Annotated in this window: 19 protein-coding genes and 1 pseudogene; 11 read left to right on the forward strand and 9 right to left on the reverse strand. The window is 63.6% G+C overall.

The features are described 5' to 3' along the window. Window positions 1–3: 3 nt before the first annotated feature. On the forward strand, window positions 4–1,107 hold the full coding sequence (locus AC07W0_RS10645) for a polyamine ABC transporter substrate-binding protein (RefSeq protein WP_102617404.1): 1,104 nt from the start codon (window positions 4–6) through the stop codon (window positions 1,105–1,107). A gap of 26 nt (window positions 1,108–1,133) precedes the next feature. On the opposite strand, the gene AC07W0_RS10650 is transcribed toward AC07W0_RS10645, so the two are convergent. Then, entirely contained in the window at window positions 1,134–1,745 is a 612-nt protein-coding gene (locus tag AC07W0_RS10650) for a TetR/AcrR family transcriptional regulator (RefSeq protein ID WP_017847941.1), read from the reverse strand. A 98-nt stretch (window positions 1,746–1,843) separates the two neighbouring features. Continuing rightward, window positions 1,844–3,616 carry a sigma-54-dependent Fis family transcriptional regulator gene (locus tag AC07W0_RS10655; protein WP_102617403.1) on the reverse strand — a complete coding sequence of 591 codons (1,773 nt, stop codon included), beginning with the start codon at window positions 3,614–3,616 and terminating at the stop codon, window positions 1,844–1,846. Between the two features lie 270 nt (window positions 3,617–3,886). Between AC07W0_RS10655 and AC07W0_RS10660 the strand changes: the two genes are divergently transcribed. From AC07W0_RS10660 to AC07W0_RS10670, 3 genes are all read left to right on the forward strand, one after another. Further along, window positions 3,887–5,362: a benzaldehyde dehydrogenase gene (locus tag AC07W0_RS10660; RefSeq protein WP_102617402.1), complete on the forward strand. Its 1,476-nt coding sequence runs from the start codon at window positions 3,887–3,889 to the stop codon at window positions 5,360–5,362. Between the two features lie 57 nt (window positions 5,363–5,419). Then, complete coding sequence (locus AC07W0_RS10665; protein WP_046383966.1) at window positions 5,420–6,187, forward strand: coniferyl-alcohol dehydrogenase; 768 nt, start codon at window positions 5,420–5,422, stop codon at window positions 6,185–6,187. Between the two features lie 81 nt (window positions 6,188–6,268). After that, on the forward strand, window positions 6,269–7,216 hold the full coding sequence (locus AC07W0_RS10670; RefSeq protein WP_017847937.1) for a SphA family protein: 948 nt from the start codon (window positions 6,269–6,271) through the stop codon (window positions 7,214–7,216). On the opposite strand, the gene mhpT (AC07W0_RS10675) is transcribed toward AC07W0_RS10670, so the two are convergent. Further along, on the reverse strand, window positions 7,213–8,442 hold the full coding sequence (gene mhpT / locus AC07W0_RS10675) for a 3-(3-hydroxy-phenyl)propionate transporter MhpT (RefSeq protein WP_017847936.1): 1,230 nt from the start codon (window positions 8,440–8,442) through the stop codon (window positions 7,213–7,215). The genes AC07W0_RS10670 and mhpT (AC07W0_RS10675) overlap by 4 nt on opposite strands. A 312-nt stretch (window positions 8,443–8,754) precedes the next feature. Here mhpT (AC07W0_RS10675) and AC07W0_RS10680 point away from each other — a divergent pair, with 312 nt between their 5' ends. Beyond that, a complete protein-coding gene (locus AC07W0_RS10680; protein WP_026140144.1) occupies window positions 8,755–10,080 on the forward strand; it encodes an OprD family porin in 1,326 nt (441 codons plus the stop codon). Between the two features lie 4 nt (window positions 10,081–10,084). Here the strand turns inward: AC07W0_RS10680 and AC07W0_RS10685 are convergent, their stop codons facing one another. Further along, window positions 10,085–10,573, reverse strand: coding sequence for a MarR family winged helix-turn-helix transcriptional regulator (locus AC07W0_RS10685; RefSeq protein ID WP_046383963.1), 489 nt, complete (start codon window positions 10,571–10,573; stop codon window positions 10,085–10,087). Between the two features lie 213 nt (window positions 10,574–10,786). Between AC07W0_RS10685 and AC07W0_RS10690 the strand changes: the two genes are divergently transcribed. From AC07W0_RS10690 to AC07W0_RS10715, 6 genes are all read left to right on the forward strand, one after another. After that, complete coding sequence (locus AC07W0_RS10690; protein ID WP_017847933.1) at window positions 10,787–11,617, forward strand: p-hydroxycinnamoyl CoA hydratase/lyase; 831 nt, start codon at window positions 10,787–10,789, stop codon at window positions 11,615–11,617. Window positions 11,618–11,725: 108 nt separating this feature from the next. After that, window positions 11,726–13,174: an aldehyde dehydrogenase gene (locus AC07W0_RS10695; RefSeq protein WP_017847932.1), complete on the forward strand. Its 1,449-nt coding sequence runs from the start codon at window positions 11,726–11,728 to the stop codon at window positions 13,172–13,174. A gap of 62 nt (window positions 13,175–13,236) precedes the next feature. Next, window positions 13,237–15,111, forward strand: coding sequence for a feruloyl-CoA synthase (locus tag AC07W0_RS10700; RefSeq protein ID WP_046383961.1), 1,875 nt, complete (start codon window positions 13,237–13,239; stop codon window positions 15,109–15,111). After that, complete coding sequence (locus AC07W0_RS10705; RefSeq protein WP_102617401.1) at window positions 15,108–16,349, forward strand: thiolase family protein; 1,242 nt, start codon at window positions 15,108–15,110, stop codon at window positions 16,347–16,349. The genes AC07W0_RS10700 and AC07W0_RS10705 overlap by 4 nt, the downstream gene beginning before the upstream one ends. A gap of 42 nt (window positions 16,350–16,391) precedes the next feature. Continuing rightward, entirely contained in the window at window positions 16,392–18,146 is a 1,755-nt protein-coding gene (locus AC07W0_RS10710) for an acyl-CoA dehydrogenase family protein (RefSeq protein WP_102617400.1), read from the forward strand. 79 nt (window positions 18,147–18,225) lie between these two features. After that, window positions 18,226–18,939, forward strand: a complete 714-nt coding sequence (locus tag AC07W0_RS10715) for a GntR family transcriptional regulator (RefSeq protein ID WP_017847928.1) — start codon at window positions 18,226–18,228, stop codon at window positions 18,937–18,939. A 6-nt stretch (window positions 18,940–18,945) separates the two neighbouring features. Here the strand turns inward: AC07W0_RS10715 and AC07W0_RS10720 are convergent, their stop codons facing one another. From AC07W0_RS10720 to mhpE, 5 genes and pseudogenes are all read right to left on the reverse strand, one after another. Continuing rightward, the gene (locus AC07W0_RS10720) at window positions 18,946–19,896 is read right to left on the reverse strand and encodes a PDR/VanB family oxidoreductase (protein ID WP_017847927.1); all 951 of its coding nucleotides are present in this window, start codon (window positions 19,894–19,896) and stop codon (window positions 18,946–18,948) included. Window positions 19,897–19,925: 29 nt separating this feature from the next. Further along, window positions 19,926–20,987: a Rieske 2Fe-2S domain-containing protein gene (locus AC07W0_RS10725; protein WP_017847926.1), complete on the reverse strand. Its 1,062-nt coding sequence runs from the start codon at window positions 20,985–20,987 to the stop codon at window positions 19,926–19,928. Between the two features lie 258 nt (window positions 20,988–21,245). Next, a complete protein-coding gene (locus AC07W0_RS10730) occupies window positions 21,246–22,517 on the reverse strand; it encodes an OprD family porin (RefSeq protein WP_102617399.1) in 1,272 nt (423 codons plus the stop codon). Between the two features lie 75 nt (window positions 22,518–22,592). After that, entirely contained in the window at window positions 22,593–23,798 is a 1,206-nt protein-coding gene (gene mhpT, locus AC07W0_RS10735; RefSeq protein WP_102617398.1) for a 3-(3-hydroxy-phenyl)propionate transporter MhpT, read from the reverse strand. Window positions 23,799–23,882: 84 nt separating this feature from the next. After that, window positions 23,883–24,302: pseudogene (gene mhpE, locus AC07W0_RS10740) on the reverse strand (4-hydroxy-2-oxovalerate aldolase); the annotation flags it as partial.

Here is a 24,302-nt window from a genome sequence, read left to right on the forward strand (position 1 = left end):
ATCATGAACAGTTTTTTGCGTAATACCGTGTTGGGCACTGTTGCTTCGTTGTTGATCAGCGGTTTTTGCCTGGCCGAAGAACGAACCGTAAGGATCTACAACTGGATCGAATACCTGCCGCCGGAAGTGCTCAAGAGCTTCCAGGAAGAGACCGGAATCCGCCCGATCTACGATGTATTCGACAGCGCCGAAACCATGGAGTCCAAGCTGCTGACGGGAAACTCCGGGTATGACGTGGTATTTCCGGGCACCGCCAACCTGGGGCATCTGATCACCGCCAGTGCCGTCCAACCGTTGGACCGCGCGCAGTTGCCGAACTGGCAGCACCTGGACCCCGAGTTCATGAAATCCCTGGAAGCGGTGGGGGACACCGGCAATCGCTACGCCGTGCCGTACCTATGGGGCACCACATTGATCGGCTACAACGTCGACAAGGTGCGCAAAGCCCTGGGCGCCGACGTGCAGATGAACAGCTGGGACATCATCTTCAAGGAAGAAAACCTCGCCAAGCTCGCCAGTTGTGGCGTGGGTTTCCTCGACGCCGGCAACGAGATCCTGCCGATTGCCTTGCACTACAAGGGCCTCGACCCCAATAGCCAGAAGCGTGAGGACTATGCGCAAGCCCAGGCCGTGATGATGAAGATTCGCCCTTATGTCACTTACTTCAACTCGTCGCGCTACGGCATGGACCTGGCCAACGGTGATATCTGTGTGGGTGTGGGCTGGTCCGGCGGTGTCGCATTGGCCACGCGACTGGCAGATGCCGCCGGCAAGGGCGTCAAGGTCGAGATGGCACTGCCCAAGGAAGGCGCGCCGATGTGGGCGGACGTGATGATGATCCCGGCCAATGCGCCCGATACTGCAGAGGCCCATGCGTTCATCAATTACATCCTGCGCCCGGACGTGATTGCGCGCATCAGCAACAAGATCGGCTACCCCAACCCGAACAAGGACGCCACTGCGCTGGTGGACGCCAGCATCCGCAACGACCCCAACATGTATGTGCCGGAGGAAGCGCGCAAGACCCTGTTCGCCCTGGAGCCGATCCCGGCCGCCGTGGAGCGCATCCGTACCCGCACCTGGACCGCCATCAAGAGCAACCGCTGATCAGTATGGCCTGACCCCGCAATGGGTCAGGCCTGCATGCCGTAAAACAGCAACTCGGTGATACGCCTGACCTGGGTAGAGTGCGCGTCGATATCCGGGTGTTCCTGGTTCACCAGTCGGAACAGTTGCAGGTGCGAATAGTCGTTCAACAGGAACGCGGCCAATTCCACATCGAGCTGCGGGCGCAGCTTGCCGGCCCGTTGCAATTCCCGCAGCAATTCGCTGATTTCGGCCCTGAGCGCATCGTTCATGGCCCGATAGCCTGCCGGCAGTTCATTGTTGCCACCGAAGAGAATCAGCGGCAGCAGTTCACGCCACAGGCTGGGGTGCATGACTTCCAACGCATAGCCGGTAAGCAGGCGTTCCAGGTGGCAGAGCGCCTCGACCGGGTCGTCTATTTCGTGGATCCGGCTGCGGGTGTCGATGATCGCGCGTTGATCGGCGTGGTGCAGGATTTCCAGGATGATTTCCTGCTTGTTGCCGAAGTACTTGAACACCGTCGGCGGCGACACCCCGGCCTGGCTGGCGATCTGTTCGATGGTGGTGTTCTGGAAACCCTGGCGTTCAAACAGTTCGATCGCGGCCTTGCTGATGGCTTGCCGGCGTTCGGCTTTCTGACGTTCACGCAGTCCGCTCACAGGAGATCCTTGTCACGAGTAAAAAGAGGGGCGCTTGTCGCCCCGGTATCCCTGCAAAATACTTAATTGGGTAAAGCTTTTAAAGCACTAATTGCCATTCAAGGGGTTTGCCGCTGATGCTTCTTCAATCGGTAGGCAAATTGAGCGCGGCTGAGCCCCACGAGCCTGGCGGCGGCGGCCAGGTTGCCGGCGTTTTGTTGCAGCGCTTCATTGATCAGGCGCGATTCAAGGCCGTCGATGGAAAACCCCTGGTCCAGCTGGCCAAGGGTGTCCAGCAGTGCAGGGCGGGGCGCTGTGGTGGTTAGCTGCGGCCCGCTATTTGACAGGCCGCCGTGGTCGTCCAGGCCATAGGGATCGGCGGGCATCGGCTCGTTGCGAAACAGGTGCACCAGGTCAATCGCTTGGCCTTCGTCACTGGCGATCAGGCCGCGTTCGATCAGGTTTTGCAGCTCGCGCACATTGCCCGCGAAGTCATAGCGCAGCAAAACCTTCAGGGCGCGCATGGTCAGGCCAGCCGGCGTTCGCGCGTATTCCTGGCAGAAGCGCGTGAGGAATGCGTTGATCAGCAGCGGGATGTCGTCCCTGCGTTCGCGTAGCGGTGGCAGGGCGATGGGGTAGACATTCAGCCGGTAGAACAGGTCTTCACGAAACGTACCGTCAGCCACGGCTTTACGCAGGTCGATATTGGTGGCGGCGACCACGCGCACATCCACCTTGATACCGCGCACGCCGCCGACCCGTTCGACTTCCCGTTCCTGCAAGGCCCGCAGCAACTTGCTCTGCCCGCCCAGGCTGAGGCTGGTGATTTCATCCAGGAACAGCGTGCCGCCCTGGGCCCGTTCGAAACGTCCAGGGCGCGAGTGCGTCGCGCCGGTATAGGCACCGCGTTCGACACCGAAGAGTTCGGCCTCGATCAGGTTATCCGGAATGGCGGCGCAATTGAGCGCCACGAACGGGCCGTCATGGCGGTGACTGAGCTGGTGCAACTGGCGCGCAAACATCTCCTTGCCCACCCCGGACTCACCGCTGATCAACACCGTTGCCGGGGTCAGCGCGACGCGTTGCAGGGCTTGTGTCGCGGCGTTGAACGCCGCGCTGGCGCCCACCAGCGTTTGCGGCGGGTTGGCCCTGGCGCTGTGGCTCACCGGGTGCTCGGGCGTGGGCGCGAGCGTGGTGCTGGTGACGGCCTGGGACACATTCAGGTAGCGCAGGTCCTGCTCGACGTCACCCCATTGCTCGGCCGTCTTGCCAATCACCCGACAGCTGCGGTGGCCCATGCCACGGCATTCCACTTCGCGGAAAATCACCATTTGCCCGAACAGGCCACTGACGAAACCGATCGCATAGCCGGTTTCAGTCCAGCACACCGGGTCCTGGCTGATGCCGTAGGCGCGCACATGCTCATCGGCCTCGCAGGAGTGGTGCCAGAGGAACTCACCTTCATAGAACCCCGAATCGGCATCGAACTTGAAGTGCAGCGGCTCGACCTTGGTCATGCCCTCCAGGGTGTGCAGGTGTGTCCCGGCGCGAAACACCGCGGCGGCATCGGCCTGTGGCCAGCGCTCGCGTATCAACCGCGCATCCCGCGCGCCGGAGGCATAACCGGTGCGGGTGAACAGGCCGCGCGCCTGCTCCAGGCCCAGGCGCTCGATGACCTCCCCGCGCAGGGCGCCGAACGACGAACTGTGCAGCAACAACATGCGTTGATCGTTGAGCCAGATACGCCCGTCTTCGGGAGAAAAAAACAGGCAGTCGGTCAGTTCCGCCGGCGTGGGCGAACTGCCAGCACTGAGTTGGCGGCTGTCGCCGCGCGGATGGAAGGGCGCGCTGGCCACCCGGTCGTCGGGCAGCGCACTGGGGGGATTAGTCATTGTTATGCCCCTGCAAAGCGAGTGAACGATATGAGTAACTGCTCAGATAGTTATTAAACATAACCTTATCAATTGAACAAGTGGCAGGACCCCGGTTCTTGCAGGCAACCGCTCGGTGGGGTGTGAGCGCAGCGCGGCGGGCCGCGACCCAGAGCCGTCGACGCGTTACGTCAGCAGCTTTGCGCGCAAGCGGCACAGCCTTTGCTCAAGGCTTGATGCGGCGTTTGCACCCTGTGCAGGCGATGACAATTACAAGAACTCGGAGTTGCCATGTCAGTGTCTGAAACCACTCACTTTCTACAGCGGGCCATTGCGTCCGAATGCCTGTTCAACGGCGATTGGATACCCGCCTCGGGGTCCGTGATCCCAGTGATCGAACCCGCCACCGGCGAACCCCTGATGCGCTGCGCCATGGCCACCCCGGCCGACGTCGCCATCGCCTGCCGCAACGCGGCCCTGGCGCAGCCGGCATGGGCTGCATTCGGTCCACGGGAGCGCGCCGAGGTGTTTCGCAAGGCGGCGGACCTGGCTCAGCAGTCCTTCGCGGAACTGGCGCTGTATGTCGCGCGGGAAACCGGCGGCGCGTTGTTCAAGGGTGAACACGAAGTGCGCGAAGCGATAGTGCTGCTGCATCAGGCGGCGGGGCTGTTGTCCCAACCGCACGGGGTGGTGCTGCCCAGTGAAGCCGGGCGCCTGTCCTATGCGCGGCGTCAGCCCCATGGCGTGGTCGGGGTGATTTCGCCGTTCAATTTTCCGCTGATCCTGTCGCTGCGCTCGGTGGCGCCGGCGCTGGCGGCGGGCAATGCGGTGGTGCTCAAGCCCGACCCGCAGACGCCGGTCAGCGGTGGTTTTCTCATCGCCCGGCTGTTCGAGGAGGCGGGCTTGCCCAAGGGCCTGCTGCAGGTGTTGCCCGGCGCTGCGCCGGAGGGGGAGGCGCTGTGCCGCGATCCGAATGTGCGGATGATTGCGTTCACCGGATCCACCGCGGCGGGGCGCAAAGTCGCCGAAGTGGCGGGGCGACACCTGAAAAAAGTCGCGCTGGAACTGGGCGGCAAAAACCCGCTGATCATTCTCGAAGACGCCGACCTCGACCTGGCCGCGAGCAATGCCGCCTGGGGCGCCTGGATGCACCAGGGGCAGATCTGCATGGCGACCGGCTTGATTCTCGCCCATGAATCCATCGCCGAACGCCTCACGCGCAAGTTGGTGGACAAGGCCCGGGCGTTGACGGTGGGCAATGCCGCCCGGAGTGAGGCCGCGCTCGGCCCATTGATCAACCAACGGCAATTGCAGCGCGTACACGCAATCGTCAGCGACAGCCTGCAAGCGGGCGCGCGGTTGGAGGCGGGCGGCGAATATGACCGGTTGTTCTACCAGCCCACCGTGCTCAGTGGCGTGCGTCCGGGGATGCGCGCGTTTGAGGATGAAATCTTCGGCCCGGTGGCCACGGTGGTCAGCTTCGCCACGGACGAGGAGGCCATCGAACTGGCCAACCGCACCGAGTACGGCCTGTCGGCCGCCATCATCTCGCCGTCGGTCGGGCGCGCCATGGCCATCGGCGAGCGGCTTGACTGCGGCCTGTTGCACATCAACGACCAGACCGTGGCCGACGAATGCATCAACCCGTTCGGCGGGCGCGGCGCCTCCGGTAATGGCGGCAGCGTGGGCGGGCCGGCCGACTGGGACGAGTACAGCCAGTGGCAGTGGGTCACGCTGAAAAATACACCGCCTGCCTATCCGTTCTGAGCCCTGGCTCATCGGTTTGATCCACCCATGCCTATACAAAAACAAGAGGGCTTGAACATGAACCTGCAGAACAAAACCTTGATCGTCACTGGCGTCGCTTCCGGCATTGGCGCCGAGCTGGCGCGGCTTGCGCGCTTCCAGGGGGCCACGGTGATCGGCGTTGATCGCCATGCACCGCAACTGACCCTGGATAGCTTCGTCCAGGCTGACCTGGGCGACCCTGCCAGCATCGATGCGCTGGTGGCACGCCTGCCGGCGCGCATCGATGGGCTGTGCAACATTGCCGGCGTGCCCGGTACGGCGCCCTTGCAAGCGGTGGCCACGGTCAATTACCTGGGGCTGCGGCACCTGACCCAATCGCTGCTGCCACGCATGTCGGCGGGCGGCAGCATCGTCAATGTCGCCTCGGTCCTCGGCGCGCAATGGCCGCAACGGCTGGAACGGCACAAGGCCCTGGCCGCGACGCCAAGCTTCGAGGCAGGGCAGCAGTGGCTGGCGGCCAACCCGGTGGAGCAGGACAACTGTTATCAGTACTTCAAGGAAGCGCTGATCGTGTGGAGCTTCCAGCAATCCCAGGGCTGGTTTCGCGATCACTCGGTACGCATCAACTGCGTCGCGCCGGGGCCGGTGTTTACCCCGATTCTCGGCGATTTCGTCAGCATGCTCGGGCCGGAACGGGTGGCCGCAGACAGCCAGCGCATGACCCGGCCAGCCCTGGCCGATGAGGTGGCGGCGGTGATTGCCTTCCTCTGCTCGGACGCCGCGCGCTGGGTCAACGGGGTCAATCTGCCGGTGGACGGTGGCTTGGCCGCGACCTACGTGTAGCGCTTGCAACGGCGCTAAACCCCGGCGCGGCGCCTCCGCGCCGGGGGTCTTGAACAACAACAAAAATACAGGACATCCAAGATGCTCAAGCCTATCTTGCGGACGGTTGCGGCTATGCCTTTTGTCGCACTGTCATCGATTGCACACGCTTACGACCTGCCCGGGCTCAACCTCGGCAGCACCAGTTTCTACGACGGCTCACCGGCCCCGGCCGGCCCTGGCTGGTACCTGGAGGAATACCTGACGTACTCCCGGGCCAGCCGCTTCAATGACGCCAACGGTCACAAGCTGGCGTTGCCCAGGCAGGACCTGGACGTGGTGGCGCCCACCACGCAGATCATCTACCTCGGGCAACCCCTGGCCAATGGTGCGATGCCGGGACTCACCCTGATCAACACCTCCCTGGTCCACGCAGATGTCGACGATGGCTTGAACAATGCGGCGCTGAGTTCTCGCGCCGGGTTTGGTGATGTGACTGTGGGGCCCTTCCTGCAACTGCCGACCCTGAGCCGCGCCGATGGCAGCCCGTTGTTGACCCAACGTGTCGAAGCCGATATCTCGGTGCCGGTGGGGGCTTATGACCGCAAGCGCTCGATCAACCCAGGCAGCAACTTCTGGTCATTCAACCCGTATTACGCGGCAACGTACTGGTTCAGCCCGAAGTGGTCGGCGAGCGGGCGTTTCATGTACCTGTGGAATGGCAAGAATGATGAGCCGCAGGCCGGTTTTGGGGATGTTTCCGATACCCAGGCCGGCCAGGCGTTGCATGCCAACCTGACCGTGCAATATGCCTTGAGCCAGCAACTGAGCGTGGGGGTGAACGGCTACTGGTTGAAGCAGATCACCGACACCCAGGTGGACGGGCACGCCGTGAGCGGGCGCCGGGAGAAGGTCTGGGCCATGGGCCCAGGCCTGTTATACGCCTTCAACAAGGAGAACGTGCTATCGGTGAACGCCTACTTTGAACAGCAGGCTGAGAACCGCACCGAGGGCAATAAACTGGTGCTCAATTGGCTGCACAAGTTCTAGGCTTTTGTGTGCCCGGCCGCTTCCGGGGTGGACAGGTTCAGTGGCGCCTTACGCACCATGACGGTGATGATGGCCAGCGCCGCGATCGCCAACCCGGGAGAGGTCGCCAGCAGGACGCCTGTGGTGCCCGCACCTGCGGCGAGCAGTTGTCCCGCCGCCAGCGGTCCGGCCACCGAGCCCAGCCGGCCGATGGCCACGGCCGCACCGACGCCGGTGGCGCGCACCGCCGTTGGATAGGAGGGCGGTGCCGATGCATAGAGCACCAACTGCGCGGCCATGACGAACAAGCCCGCGGCGAAACCGGCGATGGCCATGGGCACGATGCCCACCGACAGCCCGACCCCGGCCAGGGCCGCGAGCAACCCGGCATACACGAACAGCACCACTCTGAGGGCATTGCAGCGGTCCAGCAGGACACCGCCGAGCAGCGAGCCAAGGGCGCCGCCGATGTTGAACAGCATCTGCACCATGCCCGCCTGGGGTTTGCTGAAGCCTTGTTCGAGCAACAACGACGGCAGCCAGTTGAGCAGCATGTACATCACGGTCAGGGTGAAGAAGTAGCTGAGCCACAAGGCCAGCGTGGTGCCTGCGCGCCCTTCGCCGAACAGCGCCTGGCGAGTGGAGGGGCGGGCACTGAGGGTATTGTCGAGCTGTTGGCGAAAGGCATTGGACTCGGGCAGCAGCAGGATCATCAACGGCACGGCCAGCAAGGGCGCCAGGCCGCCGATGATAAAGGTGGTCTGCCAGTGTTCACTGGAAAACATCGCCACCACCGCCGCCAATGCGCCGCCCAACGGCACGCCGCAGTACATCACGCTGATGGCGGTGCCCCGGCTGCGTTCGCTGACCGCTTCGGCGCACAGCGCGATCAGGTTGGGCAGCGCGGCACCCAGCCCGAGGCCGGTCAGAAAGCGCACCAACAGCAGGCTCGAGTAGCTTTCGACAAACGCGGTGCAAAGCGAGAACAGCCCGAACAGCAGCACGGCGATCACCAGGATTTTCTTGCGCCCGATTCGGTCGGCGACCCAGCCGCCGAAGAACGCCCCCGGCAGCAGGCCAATGATCCCGACGCTGAACACCCAACCGAGCATCTTCGGGTCCAGGGCAAAACTCTGGCGCAACCCCGCGGCGGCGGTTCCGGCGGCTTGCAGATCGAACCCTTCGATCAGCGCAACGATAAAGCACAACGCGATAGTCAGCGTCGAACGACGCGATGGACTGTCCATGGGCAAACCTCATTGTTGTTGTTTTTGTTGTGGTGGCGAGCGCAAGTGGCTGCTGCTGATTAAGATAACAAAGATAACTAAAAAATGAATGGCGTATTAAAAATGCTAAAAACAGTAAATAAGTGCTTTAAATTCATGGTGTTGTGATGCGTGTCAGTGTTCATCATAAAAATAGATAGCTTTATTAATGTTCGATTATCGGTCAGTTGCTGTTGACGAGTGCCGTCGGCTGTTTCCATTCTCTGTTGGCGAAGCCGAACGGGCCGAGCGTGTGCCACCCCCAAAAACAACAACAAAAAATGGACAACGAACATGCCAAAACTCCCGATGGAGGACGCCGTTGCAGTGGCGTCCGTCTCCTGTGTGTCGAACCGCAAGCCAGGCCTGGTCATGGCGTTGCTGGCCTTGAGCGTGTTGCCCTCCCAGCTGTGGGCGGCCGGCTTTATCGACGACAGCCACGGCACCTTGACCCTGCGCAATTACTATCTGGATCGCGACTACAAGGACGACGGTGCAAAGACCGCTGCGCGAGAATGGGCCCAGGCGTTCATCCTCAACCTGGAATCGGGGTACACCCCGGGCCCGCTGGGCTTTGGCCTGGATGTGCGCGGGTTGATGGGGGTCAAGCTCGACTCGTCGCCGGACCGCAGCGGCACCGAGTTGTTGCCGGTGTCGGCCAGCGACAAGCGTGCCGCCGATGAGTACTCGCGCCTGGCGCCGACCGCCAAGCTGCGGTTTGCCCAAACCACCGTGAAGACCGGTGACGTGTCGATCTTCCTGCCGTTCGCCTTTGCCAGCCCGTCGCGCCTGCTGCCGCAAACCTTTCGCGGCACCACCTTGAGCTCCAAGGACATCGACGGCCTGACCTTCAATACCGGCTATATCGACCGCATCAACAAACGCGACTCCACCAGCTACCAGGCCATGACCATCGCCTCGCCCAACCGGCGTTTCAACGCCACCGCCACCACCTCGCACCTGGCTTACGTCGGCGGTGACTACCAGGTCAACAAAGACCTCAGCCTGCGCGCCTATCACTCGCAGATAGCCGACCTCTACCAGCAGGACACCCTGGCGTTGCTGCACAATCTACCCGTGGGCGATGGCGTGCTCACCAGCGACCTGCGCAGTTTCTTCAGTCGCGAGGACGGCAGTGCCAAGGCGGGGAACGTGGATAACCGCAACCTCTCGGCGTTGTTTGGCTACCGCCTGGGCGGTCACAAATTCAGCCTGGGCTACATGCATTCCAGTGGGGAGACGGCCACGCCCTATATCTCCGGGACGGAGCTGATGGGCATGAGCGAACTGACCATGAGTTCGGACTTTCTCAACGCCAAGGAGCGCACCTGGCAGGCGATCTATGACTATGACTTTGCGGCTTCCGGTTTACCGGGCCTGAAGGGCCGGCTGCGTTACGTGCGCGGCGATAACATCGAGCTGGCGGCATTCAACGCCGAGGATCGCAAGGAGCGCGAGTTCCAGATGGAGCTGGGCTACGTGATCCAGAGCGGCCCGCTGAAGAACGTCGGGCTGCTGGCGCGCAAGTCGATCTATCGCAATGACTTCCCGGCTGGCGCGGCATTTCGCGATGAAAACCAGACCCGTTTCCTGGTGCTTTACACCGTGGCGCTCTGGTAAGCCGTCAGTCCTGATACACCTTCTTCAGCAAGCGCAGCAGCTCTGCACGTTCCTCAGCGTCCAGGGCTGCGGTGGAGTCCAGGTCACTCTGGACGGCGATCTCTTTGAGCGCCTTGAGCAGGGTTTCGCCGGTCTTGCTGAGGAAGATCCCATAGGAGCGCTTGTCTGGTTTGCAGCGCACACGCACGGCGAGGGCGCGGCTTTCCAGCTTGTTCAGCAACGGCACCACCTGGGGCGGCTCAATCGCCAGCGCGCGAGCCAGGTCGGTCTGCATCAGGCCGGGATTCTGCTCGATGATCGCCAGGGCCGAGAACTGAGCGGGGCGCAGGTCGTGCTCGGCAAGCCGACCGATCAGGTTCTGGAACAGCTTGAGCTGCGCACGCCGTATGGCGTAGCCGATCAGGTCGTCCAGAGCCGAATCCAGCGGCGCACGCCCCTCGGTGGTGTCGGGCAGGGCCAGGTTGGCGTCGGCGATGTTGGAAGGCTTGGCCATTGACAGTGCAATCCTCAGAAGGTGGAGGTTAAGAAAGCTATCTAGTTTGCCGAGATTCGCGAGCCATGGCTATGCCGGCTTTTCATAACGCCCGAGCGGCTTAGGTTTTACAAGGGGAAAATATTGGTTATCAAGGTTAATAGTTAATTGACATAACTATATTTGCGGTTTAATTTCGAATCATCTTCCAACCAAGAACAAGAGCGTACCGTCATGAGCAATTACGAAGGCCGTTGGACCACCGTCAAGGTTGAAATCGAGGAAGGCATTGCCTGGGTCATTCTCAATCGCCCGGAAAAACGCAACGCCATGAGCCCGACCCTGAACCGCGAAATGATCGACGTCCTGGAAACCCTGGAGCAGGACCCCGACGCCGGCGTGCTGGTACTGACCGGTGCCGGTGAAGCCTGGACCGCCGGCATGGACCTCAAGGAATACTTTCGCGAAGTGGATGCCGGCCCGGAAATCCTCCAGGAGAAAATCCGCCGCGAAGCCTCGCAATGGCAATGGAAACTGCTGCGCATGTACGCCAAGCCCACCATCGCCATGGTCAATGGCTGGTGCTTCGGCGGCGGCTTCAGCCCATTGGTGGCATGCGACCTGGCGATCTGCGCCGACGAAGCCACCTTCGGCCTCTCGGAAATCAACTGGGGCATCCCACCGGGCAACCTGGTGAGCAAGGCCATGGCCGACACCGTGGGCCATCGTCAATCGCTGTACTACATCATGACCGGCAAGACCTTCGGCGGGCAGAAGGCCGCCGAAATGGGCCTGGTCAACGAAAGCGTACCGCTGGCGCAACTGCGCGAAGTGACCATCGAACTGGCGCGCAACCTGCTGGAGAAAAACCCGGTGGTGCTGCGGGCGGCCAAGCATGGCTTCAAGCGTTGCCGCGAACTGACCTGGGAGCAGAACGAGGATTACCTCTACGCCAAGCTCGATCAGTCGCGCTTGCTCGACACCGAAGGCGGCCGCGAGCAGGGCATGAAGCAGTTCCTCGACGACAAGAGCATCAAGCCCGGCCTGCAGACGTACAAACGCTGAGGCTGGCTGGCGAATGGCGGGCGCATCCCGCTGTTCGCCGCCTCACCCTGGCGCTACTGTGACATCGCTTGAATGCATTCCCCATAAAGACAATAAAGAGGAATCACCATGCTGGACGTGCCCCTGTTGATCGGCGGCCGGTCGTGCCCCGCCCGTGACGGTCGAACCTTCGAGCGTCGCAACCCGGTGACCGGTGAAGTGGTTTCGCGGGTTGCCGCCGCGACCCTGGACGATGCCGACGCCGCCGTGGCCGCAGCCCAGGCGGCGTTCCCCGGCTGGGCCGCGCTGGCGCCGAACGAACGCCGCACCCGGTTGCTCAAGGCGGCCGAACACTTGCAGGCGCGCAGCGCCGAATTCATTGCCGCCGCCGGCGAAACCGGCGCCATGGCCAACTGGTATGGCTTCAACGTGCGCCTGGCGGCCAACATGCTGCGTGAAGCGGCGTCGATGACCACCCAGATCACCGGTGAAGTGATTCCCTCCGATGTGCCCGGCAGTTTCGCCATGGCCCTGCGTCAGCCGTGCGGCGTGGTGCTGGGGATTGCGCCGTGGAATGCCCCGGTCATCCTCGCCACGCGCGCTATCGCCATGCCGCTGGCCTGCGGCAATACCGTGGTGCTCAAGGCTTCGGAGTTAAGCCCGGCGGTGCATCGCCTGATTGGCCAGGTCTTGCAGGATGCCGGGCTGGGCGATGGCGTGGTCAACGTCATCAGCAACGCACCGGCCGATGCCGCCGCGATTGTCGAACGGCTGATCGCCAACCCGGCGGTGCGCCGGGTCAACTTCACCGGCTCGACCCATGTCGGGCGGATTGTCGGCGAACTCTCGGCGCGTCACCTCAAGCCGGCCTTGCTGGAACTGGGCGGCAAGGCGCCGCTCCTGGTGCTCGACGACGCCGACCTGGATGCGGCGGTTGCCGCGGCAGCGTTTGGTGCCTACTTCAACCAGGGGCAGATTTGCATGTCCACCGAGCGCCTGATTGTCGATGCCAAGGTCGCCGATGCGTTTATCGCCAAGCTGACCGCCAAGGTCGCCAGCCTGCGCGCCGGTGACCCTGCGGCGGCGGATTCGGTCTTGGGTTCCCTGGTGGATGCCAGCGCCGGTACGCGCATCAAGGCCCTGATCGACGATGCGCTGGGCAAGGGCGCACGGCTGGTCGCGGGCGGCCAGTTGGAGGGCAGCATCCTGCAGCCGACCCTGATCGATGGCGTCACCGAGAACATGCGCTTGTACCGCGAAGAATCCTTCGGCCCGGTGGCGGTGTTGCTGCGCGGTGACGGTGATGAAGCACTGCTGCGCCTGGCCAACGACTCCGAGTTCGGCCTGTCGGCGGCGATCTTCAGCCGCGACACCGGGCGTGCGTTGGCGCTGGCGCAGCGGGTGGAGTCGGGCATTTGCCACATCAACGGGCCGACCGTGCATGACGAGGCGCAGATGCCCTTTGGCGGGGTCAAGTCCAGCGGTTACGGCAGCTTTGGCGGAAAGGCGTCGATTGAACACTTCACGCAATTGCGCTGGGTGACCTTGCAGAACGGGCCGCGGCATTACCCGATCTGAGCAGGCGTCGCGACATAACAATAACAAGGCGGCTGTGATCCGCCTTGCTGGAGGACACCCTTGTGAGTTCCGAATTCAGACCGCAACCCCAGCCCGCACCGCGCTACCGCGAGGTCTCCATCGGCCACGCCCCGGTGGCGGTCACTGAAGAGCAGGGCGTGCTGCATATGCGTTCCCTGGAGCCATTGGCCGAGTTGCCGGCGCGCTTGCTCGATCGTCTGGTGCATTGGGCCCGGGTGCGTCCCGAGCAGACCTTCATTGCCGCACGCCAGGCCGATGGTGACTGGCGTCGCGTCAGCTACGCGCAGATGCTTGAGAGCGTGCGGGCGATTGCCCAGGCCTTGCTGAGTTACGGCCTGTCAGCAGACAAGCCGCTGGCGTTGCTGTCGGGCAACGACATCGAGCATCTGCAACTGGCCCTCGGCGCGATGTACGCCGGTATCCCTTACTGCCCGGTGTCGCCGGCGTATTCGTTGTTGTCCCAGGACTTCGCCAAGCTGCGGCATGTATGCGACCTGCTGCAGCCGGGGCTGGTGTTCGTCAGCGATGCGGCGGCCTACCAGCGCGCGATCGACGCGGTATTGCCGGCCGAGACGCCGCTGATCTGCGTGCGCGGCCATGTGCCGGGACGCACCCAGGTCAGCTTCGCGAGCCTGCTGCAAACCCCGGGCGGCAGTGCGGCCGATCAGGCGTTCAATGCCACCGGCCCGGACAGCATCGCCAAGTTTCTTTTCACCTCGGGCTCGACCAAATTGCCCAAGGCGGTGATTACCACGCAACGCATGCTCTGCGCCAACCAGCAGATGTTGTTGCAGACGTTTCCGGTGTTCGGCGAAGAGCCGCCGGTGCTGGTGGACTGGTTGCCGTGGAATCACACCTTCGGCGGCAGCCACAACGTCGGCATCGTGCTCTACAACGGCGGCACCTTTTACCTCGACGCTGGCAAGCCCACGGCCCAGGGGTTTGCCGAGACCCTGCGCAACCTCAAGGAGGTGTCGCCCACGGCCTATCTGACGGTGCCCAAGGGCTGGGAAGAATTGGTCAGCGCCCTGGAGCAGGATGCCGAGTTGCGCGAGTGCTTTTTTGCGCGAATGAAATTGTTTTTCTTCGCCGCTGCGGGCCTGTCGCAAAGTGTCTGGGACCGCCTCGACCGGGTGGCCGAACAGCACTGCGGAGAACGCATCCGCATGATGGCCGGGCTGGGCATGACCGAAGCCGCGCCATCCTGCACCTTCACCACTGGGCCGTTGTCCATGGCCGGCTATATCGGTTTGCCCGCGCCGGGCTGCGAGGTGCGCCTGGTGCCGGTGGACGGCAAGTTCGAAGGGCGCTTCCGCGGGCCGCACATCATGCCGGGCTACTGGCGGGCGCCGGAACAAACCGCCGAGGTGTTCGACCCGCACGGCTTCTATTGTTCGGGGGACGCGATCAAGCTCGCCGACCCGAATCGGCCGCAACTGGGGCTGATGTTCGACGGGCGCATCGCCGAGGATTTCAAACTGTCCTCCGGGGTGTTTGTCAGCGTCGGGCCGTTGCGCAATCGCGCGGTGCTGGAAGGCTCGCCGTATGTGCAGGACCTGGTGATTGCCGCGCCGGACCGCGAATGCCTGGGCGCCCTGGTCTTCCCCAGGCTCTACGAATGCCGCCGGCTGGCGGGCTTGAACGCCGACGCGAGCGACGCCGACGTACTCGCCAGCGCGCCGGTGCGCCAATGGTTCGGCGACTGGTTGCAGCGCCTCAATCGCGACGCCACCGGCAATGCCAGCCGTTTGGAATGGATTGCCTTGCTCGACGAGCCGGCGTCTATCGACCGTGGGGAAATTACCGACAAGGGGTCGATCAACCAGCGTGCAGTACTGCAATGGCGCGCGGCCAAGGTCGAGGCGCTGTATCGCGGTGAAGATGCTGCGATCCTGCGTGCCGAGCCCAAGCCTTGAGCGGCGTGGGGCAGTATTCGGCGTTTGCCGACGTGGCGATTTACGAGGCGCTACGCACGCCGTGGGTCGACCTCGGTGGCGCCTTGTCCCTGGTCTCGCCCATCGACCTGGGGATCAAGGTCGGCCGTGAAGTCCTGGCCCGTGCCGGTATCGACCCGCTGGCGGTGGACAGCGTGCTGGCCGGCTCCATGGCCCAGGCCAGCTTCGATGCCTATTTGCTGCCGCGGCATGTCGGGTTGTACAGCGGCGTGGCGCAATCGGTTCCGGCGCTGGGGGTGCAGCGCATCTGCGCCACGGGTTTCGAGCTGTTGCGCCAGGCCGCTGAGCAACTGCGCGACGAGGTGCAACTGGCCTTGTGCGTGGCCAGTGAGTCGATGTCCCGCAACCCGATTGCGGCCTACACCCACCGGGATGGGTTTCGTCTCGGTGGCGAAGTGCAATTCAAGGATTTTCTCTGGGAAGCCCTATACGACCCGGCTCCGGGGCTGGACATGATCGCCACCGCCGACCACCTGGCGCGCCGCCATGGCCTGAGCCGCGAGGCTGTGGACCGTTACGCCTGCGCGAGCCATCAGCGTGCGTTGCAGGCGCAGCGTGACGGTGCGTGGGCTGAAGAGATCGTGACGGTCGATAACCAAGTGTTCGAGCTGGAGGGGTATCAGCCGCGTGGCATCAGCCTGGCACGCCGCGCCGCTGCCGTCACCCAGGACAGCCACCCACGGCCCACCGACCTTGCGGCCCTGGCACGCTTGCGCGCCGTGCATGCCAATGGCGTGCAAACCGCTGGCAACAGCTGCGCGGTGGTCGATGGTGCGGCGGCAGCCCTGGTCGGGCGCGCCTCGGCCTGCCCGCGTGTGCCCCTGGCCCGGCTGCTGGCCAGCGCGGTGGTCGGTGTGGCGCCGGAGTTCATGGGCATCGGTCCGGCGCCGGCGATCCGCTTGCTGCTGCATCGCAGCGGGTTGAGCCTGGATGACATCGGCCGTTTTGAGATCAACGAAGCGCAGGCGGCCCAGGTATTGGCGGTGGCCCAGGAACTGGAGCTGGACAGCGCCCGGCTCAACGTCCAGGGCGGTTCGCTGGCGGTGGGGCATCCATTGGCTGCCACCGGCCTGCGCTTGGTCATGACGCTGGCCGGGCAATTACGCCGGCACAACCTGCGCTACGGGATTGCCGCTGCGTGCGTCGGCGGTGGGCAGGGCATGGCGTTGTTGATCGAGAACCCGGCCTATCGCGGTTGAGCGTTCAACGGTGTAACTCCTTTTTATTCGATGAGGTTTGCCATGTGGAGCTATCAGGCGCCGCTGCGCGATATGCAATTTGTGCTTGAACATTGGCTGCAAGCCCCCCAGGCGTGGAGCCATGTTCCGGCGTTCGAAGCGTTGGACATGTCTCTCGCCGTTCAAGTGTTGGAGGAAGCGGCGCGCTTCAGCCAGGGGGTGCTGGCGCCCCTGAACAGTAGCGGCGATCGTCAAGGCTGTCGCTGGAACGCCGGCCAGGTCAGCACGCCGGACGGTTTCGCCGAGGCCTATCGCGCCTATGTCGACGGTGGCTGGCCGGCCTTGGCGTGCGCTGAAGGGCAGGGCGGCCAGGGGTTGCCGCAACTGCTCGACGCGGCGCTGCAAGAGATGCTCTACGCCAGCAACCACGCGTGGGCCATGTACACCGGGATCGCCCACGGCGCCTACCTCTGCCTCAAGACCCACGCCGCGCCCTGGTTGCAGGCGCGTTACTTGCCCGAGATCATCAGTGGGCATGCCTTGCCCACCATGTGCCTGACCGAGCCCCAGGCCGGCAGCGATGTCGGGTTGCTGCGCTGTCGCGCGACCCCCGAGGGCGATGGCCGTTATCGCCTGCAGGGCAACAAGTTGTTTATCTCCGGCGGCGAGCACGACCTCACGCCCAATATCCTGCACCTGGTACTGGCGCGCCTGCCCGATGCGCCGCCGGGCAGTCGCGGCCTTTCACTGTTCCTGGTGCCCAAGCGACTGGACGACGGCCAGGCCAACGCAGTGCATTGCGACGGCATTGAACACAAGATGGGCATCAAGGGCAGCGCCACGTGCTCGCTGGTGTTCGACGGCGCCCTAGGCTGGCTGATCGGCGACGCCAACCGCGGCCTGGCGGCGATGTTCGTGATGATGAACTCGGCGCGCCTGCATGTCGGCCTGCAAGGCCTGGGGCATGTCGAGGCGGCTTGGCAGAACGCTGCGCAATACGCCGCCGAGCGCGTGCAAATGCGTGCGCCGTCGAGGCCGCAAGGGGTATCGGCCCAAGCGGCTGACCCTATCCGTTATCACCCGGCGATGCGCCGCGTGTTGCTGGAGTTGCGCACGGCCAGCGAGGGGATGCGGGCCATCGGTTATTGGGCCGCGCATTTACTCGATCAGGCCGAGCACGACCCGGACCCGCAAGCGCGAGCGTGCGCCGGTCAACTGGCGCAGTTGCTGACGCCGATCATCAAGGCGTTTTTCACCGAGCAGGGTTTTCGTCAGGCGAGCAATGCCTTGCAGGTCTTCGGCGGTTACGGCTACGTCGCCGAGTTCGCCATCGAGCAAACGCTGCGCGACAGTCGCATCGCGATGATCTATGAGGGCAGCAACGAGATCCAGGCCAATGACCTGCTGCTGCGCAAGGTGCTGGGCGATGAGGGGCGAGCCTTCGACTTGCTGCTGGCAGTGCTGCGCACCGAGGCCGGGCAGGGCGGCCAATGCGCCGCGTGTGCAGGTTTCGCCGAAGCGCTGGGCAGCCTGTGTGACGCGCTGGCCCGTGTGGTCGAGGCCATACGTGAACGGGCGCTGGAAGACAGCGAGTATCCCTATCGGGCCGCGCCGGACTTTCTCCAGTTATGCGGCGTGGCCCTGCTGGCCCTGGCATGGGCGCGGGCCGCTCGGGTTTCCCGGGCATTGCCCGAGGACGATCCGTTGCGCGCCGCCAAGCTGCAAAGCGCCGGGTTCTTTTTCGATTACCTGCCGTCCCGGTTGGCGCAGCACCTGGGCGCGATAGACGCGGCACGCGCGGCGTTGGCGTTCGTCTGACGCGGTCGGATGCTTGCGGTACTACTTGCGGTACTACTAGCGGTACTATGGCGACCCACGTTTTCTGGAAGTTGCCTGGATGAGTAAACCCGGTCAATTGGTGCTGGTTGCACTGCGCAAGATGATCGCCAGCGGCGAGTTGGCGGCGGGCGAGCGGCTGATGGAGATTCCCACGGCGCAACTGTTCGGTGTGTCACGCATGCCCGTGCGTATGGCGTTCCGTACCCTTGAGCAGGAAGGGCTGCTGGTGCCGTTTGGCGGGCGTGGGTATCAGGTGCGTTCGGTCAGCCCGGACGACATTGCCGGCGCCGTCGAAGTGCGTGGCGTGCTCGAGGGCCTGGCTGCGCGTCAAACCGCCGAGCGCGGGTTGTCCGACGCGGCGCGTGCTACGCTCGAGCGCTGCCTGGTGGAAGGCGATCAACTGTTCGACAAAGGGTACGTGACCGAGGACGACCTTGAGGTCTATCACGACCTGAACATGCGCTTTCACCGCGTCATTGTGGAAGGCAGCCACAACCCGGCGATCGCCGACGCACTGGCACGCAATGATCACCTGCCGTTCGCATCGGTCACCGCGCTGGCGGTGGATCGCGACGACATGGTCCGCGAATACCGGCGTTTCAACTATGCCCACATGCAACATCACTCGGTCTTCGATGCCCTGGTCAATCGCCAGGGCGCGCGGGCCGAAGCGATCATGCGCGAGCACGCCAACGCGACCTTGCGTTATGCCGAGATCTTCGGTTCCGCGACCGCCAACGCGCGGATGAAGGTCATTTTGCCCACGGCGTGACGCCTTTCAGAGATCGAGCACCAGCAGCGGGGTTTTCGCGCGCGAGCAGCAGGGGGTGAACTGGTCGTTCAGCGCTTGTTCCTGCTCGGTGAGGAACAGGTCGCGGTGCTCCGGTATGCCTTCGAGCACGCGGGTCAGACAGGTTCCGCAAATCCCTTGTTCGCACGACACGGCAATCTCGATACCGTGACTTTCCAGGACCTGGACCACGCTCCGGTCGGCGGGTACGTCGAAGACCTGGCCGCTGCTGGCGAGCTTCACCGAAAACCCCGCGTCGAGGCTGCTGTCCAGCGGCGCCGCAGCGAAGTATTCGCGGTGCAGGCATTCCTCCTGCCAGCCCTGGGCCCGAGCGCTGTCGAGCACATGCTGCATGAAACCGCCGGGGCCGCACACATACAGGTGGACGTTGGCGTCGGGCGCCGCCAGCACCTGGGCGGTGTTCATTGCCGTATGGGGCTGCTCGTCGAAATGCAGGAACACGCGCTCGGCGAACGATGAGTCCTTGAGGCGTTGCACAAAAGCGGCGCGTTCACTGGCGCGGGCGCAATAATGCAGTTCGAAGTCAGCCCCGACATGGGCCAGGCGCTCGGCCATGCACAGGATCGGGGTGATGCCGATGCCGCCGGCGAACAGCAGGCTGCGTCGGGCTTCGTGCGCCAGCGGGAACAGGTTGCGCGGTTCGCTGATCTGCAGGCGGGCGCCCTTCTGTATGTGTTCGTGCAGGCAACGGGAGCCGCCACGGGAGGCCGGGTCGTTGAGCACGCCGATCAGGTAGCGATGCCGTTCTTCCGGGTGATTACACAGGGAATACTGACGGACCACGCCGTCGGGCAGGTACACGTCGATATGCGCGCCAGCGCTGAAGGCCGGCAGCGCCTGGCCATCGACGCGGGCCAATTCAAAGCTGCAAATGTCCTGGGCTTCGTTGTTGCGGGATACCACCACCACATCGATCATGTTCAGTCCTCGTAGCGTTAGCGCGCGGTTCAGGCGCGGGTCGTGGTGATCAGTTGCGGCGCGAGGGCGCGCTCCTTGGCGATCAGCCGTTCGAGGACCTTGCGTGACTGCACGCCACCGGCATCGATATTGAGCTTGAGCAGATTGCGCGTCGGGTGGGCCAGCAGGTTCTGTTGCTGGCGTTCAAGCATCTCCAGGTCTTCGCTGAAAATCTTGCCCTGGCCTTCGCGAATGCTGGCGGTCAGTGCCTGGTCCTGAGGATTGAAGTTGCGCGCCATGCCCCAGAAGTACCAGATCGATGTCTCGGTTTGCGGGGTGATGAAGTCCACCACGATGCTCGCGGCTTTGTGCTCGGGCGCAGCGTGGTAGCCGCCCTTGCCGGCGTGGGCCACGCCGACTTCGATCAGCACATGGCTGGGCGGGGTGAAGCGGCAGATCTGCCAGCGGTCCACCGGCACGTCATCGGCGAGGTTATTGCCACGCAGGGCCATGCGCCAGAACGGCGGGGCCATGATGTTTTCCATGTGGCGGGCGGTGACGACTTCATCGCCTTCGACCGTGGTCACGGGCGGCGCTTCGTCGATTTCCTTCTGGCCGATGCTGGAGGCGTGGACGTAGGTTTCGTGGGTCAGGTCCATCAGGTTGTCGATCATCAGGCGGTAGTCGCACTGGATGTCAAACAGACCGCCGCCATAGGCCCACTGGTCGCTCACGGCCCATTCCAAGTGGTGGATCAACGCCGGGTCGGCCTGGGCCTGATCGCCGGGCCACACCCAGATGAAACCGTAGCGTTCCACCGCGGCGAAGGTCTTGTTGCAGGGAAACCCGCGCACCCGCTGCCCGGGCATTTCGACGGTCTTGCCGTCGTCCCCCATGACCAGGCCATGGTAGCCGCAGACCAGCTTGCCGTTCTCCACATAGCCCAACGAGAGCGGCGCGCCGCGGTGCGGACAGAAGTCCTCGACAGCCACGACGGCGCCTTCCAGCCCGCGATAAAACACCATTTTTTCCCCGCAGATCTGCCGACCCAGCGGCTTTTGCGCGATTTCATCGGGGGTGCAGGCGACATACCACGTGTTCTTGGGGTACATGGTGACTCTCCAGGCGAGTGATTGTTCTTATTTAATGGATCCATTAAATGAAGTGCGTCACTTTGAGTCAACATGCTCTGCGGTTTTATTGCGTTTTATTTGGGCGATTATCGATCATCTGTTTGTTATGGATCCACTGATTGCATTTTTGTCGGCTGATAACCCGGCCCGAGGCCGGGTTTGTGTTGCTCCAGAAGGCCTATGCGACGGCCACATTTGAACGATCCGCCCAGCCCAGATGAATCACTGGGCGGTCATTCACCATAGCTTCCAGGTGTAATCGACATTCACCCGTAGTTCATTGTCATCCCGATGGCTGGCCTGGGCGGTGAAATCATTGCGGTACCATGCGTTGCGCACGCGCAGATTCAGGCCTTTAAGGGGCGTGCTCTGAAGCACATAGTTCAGTTCGATATCTTTTTCGCTTTCCTTCAGGTTGCTGCCGCCCAGTTTGGGTAACTCAATGTTGTCGCCGCTGACGTAACGCAGCATGCCATTGAGCCCGGGCAAGCCCAGCGCGGCGAAGTTGTAGTCATAGCGCACCTGCCAACTGCGCTCCTTGGGGTTGAGGAACTCCGAGCTCAGCGTGCCTTCGGTGATGACCAACGGCTCGGTGCCGAACAGGTAAGGCATGGCGGTCTTGCCGGTCAGTTGCATGTAGCCGGCGCCGAATTTGTGCGCGCCCAGGCTGTACGTCAGCATCAGGGCGGCGTTGCGATTGTCCACGGGGCCGGCCTTGGCGGCACCGTTTTCAGCGGTGACGAACAGGCGCACGTCGCTTTTCAGGCGGCCGGGGCCCATCGGGCGATTGTCGACGAAACCGTAGAAATCCTTGCGATAAAGGTCAGCCAGTTCGGCGTGGTAGTACTTGAGCGTCAGTTGCGGCGACCAGGCATAGTCGCCGCCGAGGAAGGTAAAACGGTCGGATTCGGCGGCGCCATTGAAGCGGCCGTTGGGCGAGGCTACCGACATTTTCTGGTAGTGGGTGGCGTCGCGCAGGTTGATGCGGTCGAGCCAGCCGACGTGCAGGGTCAGGTTGTCGATTTCCTGGGACTTGAGGTACGTGCCGCGGAAGGTCTGCGGCAGCAGGCGGGTAGGGCTGGCGAAGGCGATTGGCAGAAACGTGCTGATGGTCCCCAGTTGCAACTCGCTCTTCGAGGCCCGGGCCTTGGCGGTCAGGCCCAGCTCCGAATATTCGCTGGCCGGTTCACGGGTCTGGTGGTTGTACGGTAGCAGGCCGGTGCCCGTGCGTGCGGGCGAGGAGTCAAGACGTGCGCCCAGCAAACCCTGGGCGTCGAGGCCGAAGCCGACAGGCCCTTCGGTATAGCCCGAACGCATGTTGAGAATGAAGCCTTGCGCCCACTCGCGGGCAGCCGCCTGCGGCGTGGCGTTCACGTAATTGCGATCGAAGTAATAGTTGCGTATCACCAGATCGGCCTGGCTGTCGTCGACAAAACCGGCGGCGCAGGCCTGGTCTACGAAAAAAACGCAGGTGCAGGCGCTGACGCCCCGAAAGAAGTTCCTGAGCATGGCAGTGTTCACTTTTATTGTTGTAGGGGTAAGCCCCGCGCCATCGTGGCGCGGAAGGCGAGTACGGATTGGCGCTCAGTCAGCCGGGCAGCGGTTGCGGCGTACCGACAGGTAAAACATCGCCAGCGCGGCGATGACAATGCCGGGTGCCGAGGCCATCATCACGCCCGTGGTGCCCGTGCCCAGTGCGAGCATCTTGCCGGCCACCAACGGGCCGCTCATCGCACCCAACCGGCCAATGGCGACGGCGCTGCCGACGCCCGTGGCGCGAATTGACGGACGATAGAAATGCGGGGCCAAGGCATACAGCACACATTGCCCGCCCGTGGCGAAGAAACCGGCGACGAAGCCGGCCGCCAGCATGCTGTGCCATTGGGTGGCCATGCCCAGCGCAGTCAGTGACGCGAGGATGCCGAGGTAAATCAGCGCCGACAACGCCCAGGCCGGCAGGCGATCCATGACCCAGCCCAGCAGCAACGTGCCGGCCGCCGCGCCAAATTGCAGCGCGAGCATCACCCAGCTGGCCTGAGAACCGCTGAAACCCTGGCCGACCAACAGGCTCGGCAGCCAGTTGATCAGGATGTAAACCACCATGAGCGTAAAGAAGTAGCTGACCCAGATCATCACGGTCGGCCATGCCGCGCCCCCGCGGAACAGCCCGCTGGCCACACTGATCGGCGCGGCGTCGCGCACGCTGCGAAACGCCGCGGATTCCGGCAGATAAACCCCCAGCAGCGGCACGATCAGCAACGGCACGATACCACCGACGTAGAACACCACTTGCCAGCCGCCGGCCAGTTGCGCGATGCCAATGCTGGCCGCCAGCGCCGCGCCCAGGGGCACGCCGCAATACATCAGGCTCACGGCGCTGCCACGCAGGCGCGGGCCAGCCACTTCACTGGTCAGCGCGATCAGGTTAGGCAGTGCCGCGCCCAGGCCGACGCCCGTGAGGCAGCGCGCAACCAGCAGGCTGTTGAAGTCCCAGGCCATGGTCGTGACCAGCGAGAACAATCCGAATAGGGCCACCGAGGCCATCAACACCCGTTTGCGGCCGATGCGATCAGCCAGCAAACCGCCGAGAAACGCTCCGGGCAGCAGGCCGAAAATGCCGGCGCTGAAGACCCAGCCCATGTGTAGTTTGTCCAGTTGGAACGCTGCCGCCATGCCTTGGGCGGCGATGCCCGAGGCTTGCAGGTCGAGGCCTTCCATCAGGGCGACGAGGAAGCACAGACCGATGGTCCGCGCCATGTACAACGGTGTCAGCACGTTTAGCGATGTCATGGGAAATACCCGTTTTATTGTTGTAATGGGCACAGCAAAACCGTCCGGCCGCTGCGTGGGCGACCGGACGGGGGGATGCACGGTTCAGCGTTTGAGCAGGTCCAGCGCGACGTCGACGATCATGTCTTCCTGGCCACCGACCATCCGGCGTTTGCCCAGCTCGACGAGGATGTCCACGGTCTTCAAACCGTACTTGGCCGCAGCGATTTCGGCATGGCGCAGGAAGCTCGAATAGACCCCGGCATACCCCAGCGCCAGGGACTCGCGGTCGACCCGCACCGGCCGATCCTGCAACGGCCGCACGATGTCGTCCGCTGCGTCCATCAAGGTGTAGAGGTCGGTGCCGTGGTTCCAGCCCAGGCGTTCGGCGGCGGCGATGAACACTTCCAGCGGCGCGTTGCCGGCCCCGGCGCCCATGCCGGCGAGGCTGGCGTCGATGCGGTCGCAGCCTTCCTCGACCGCGGTGATCGAGTTGGCCACGCCGAGCGAGAGGTTGTGGTGGGC

The sequence above is a fragment of the Pseudomonas sp. GW704-F2 genome (assembly GCF_059423025.1).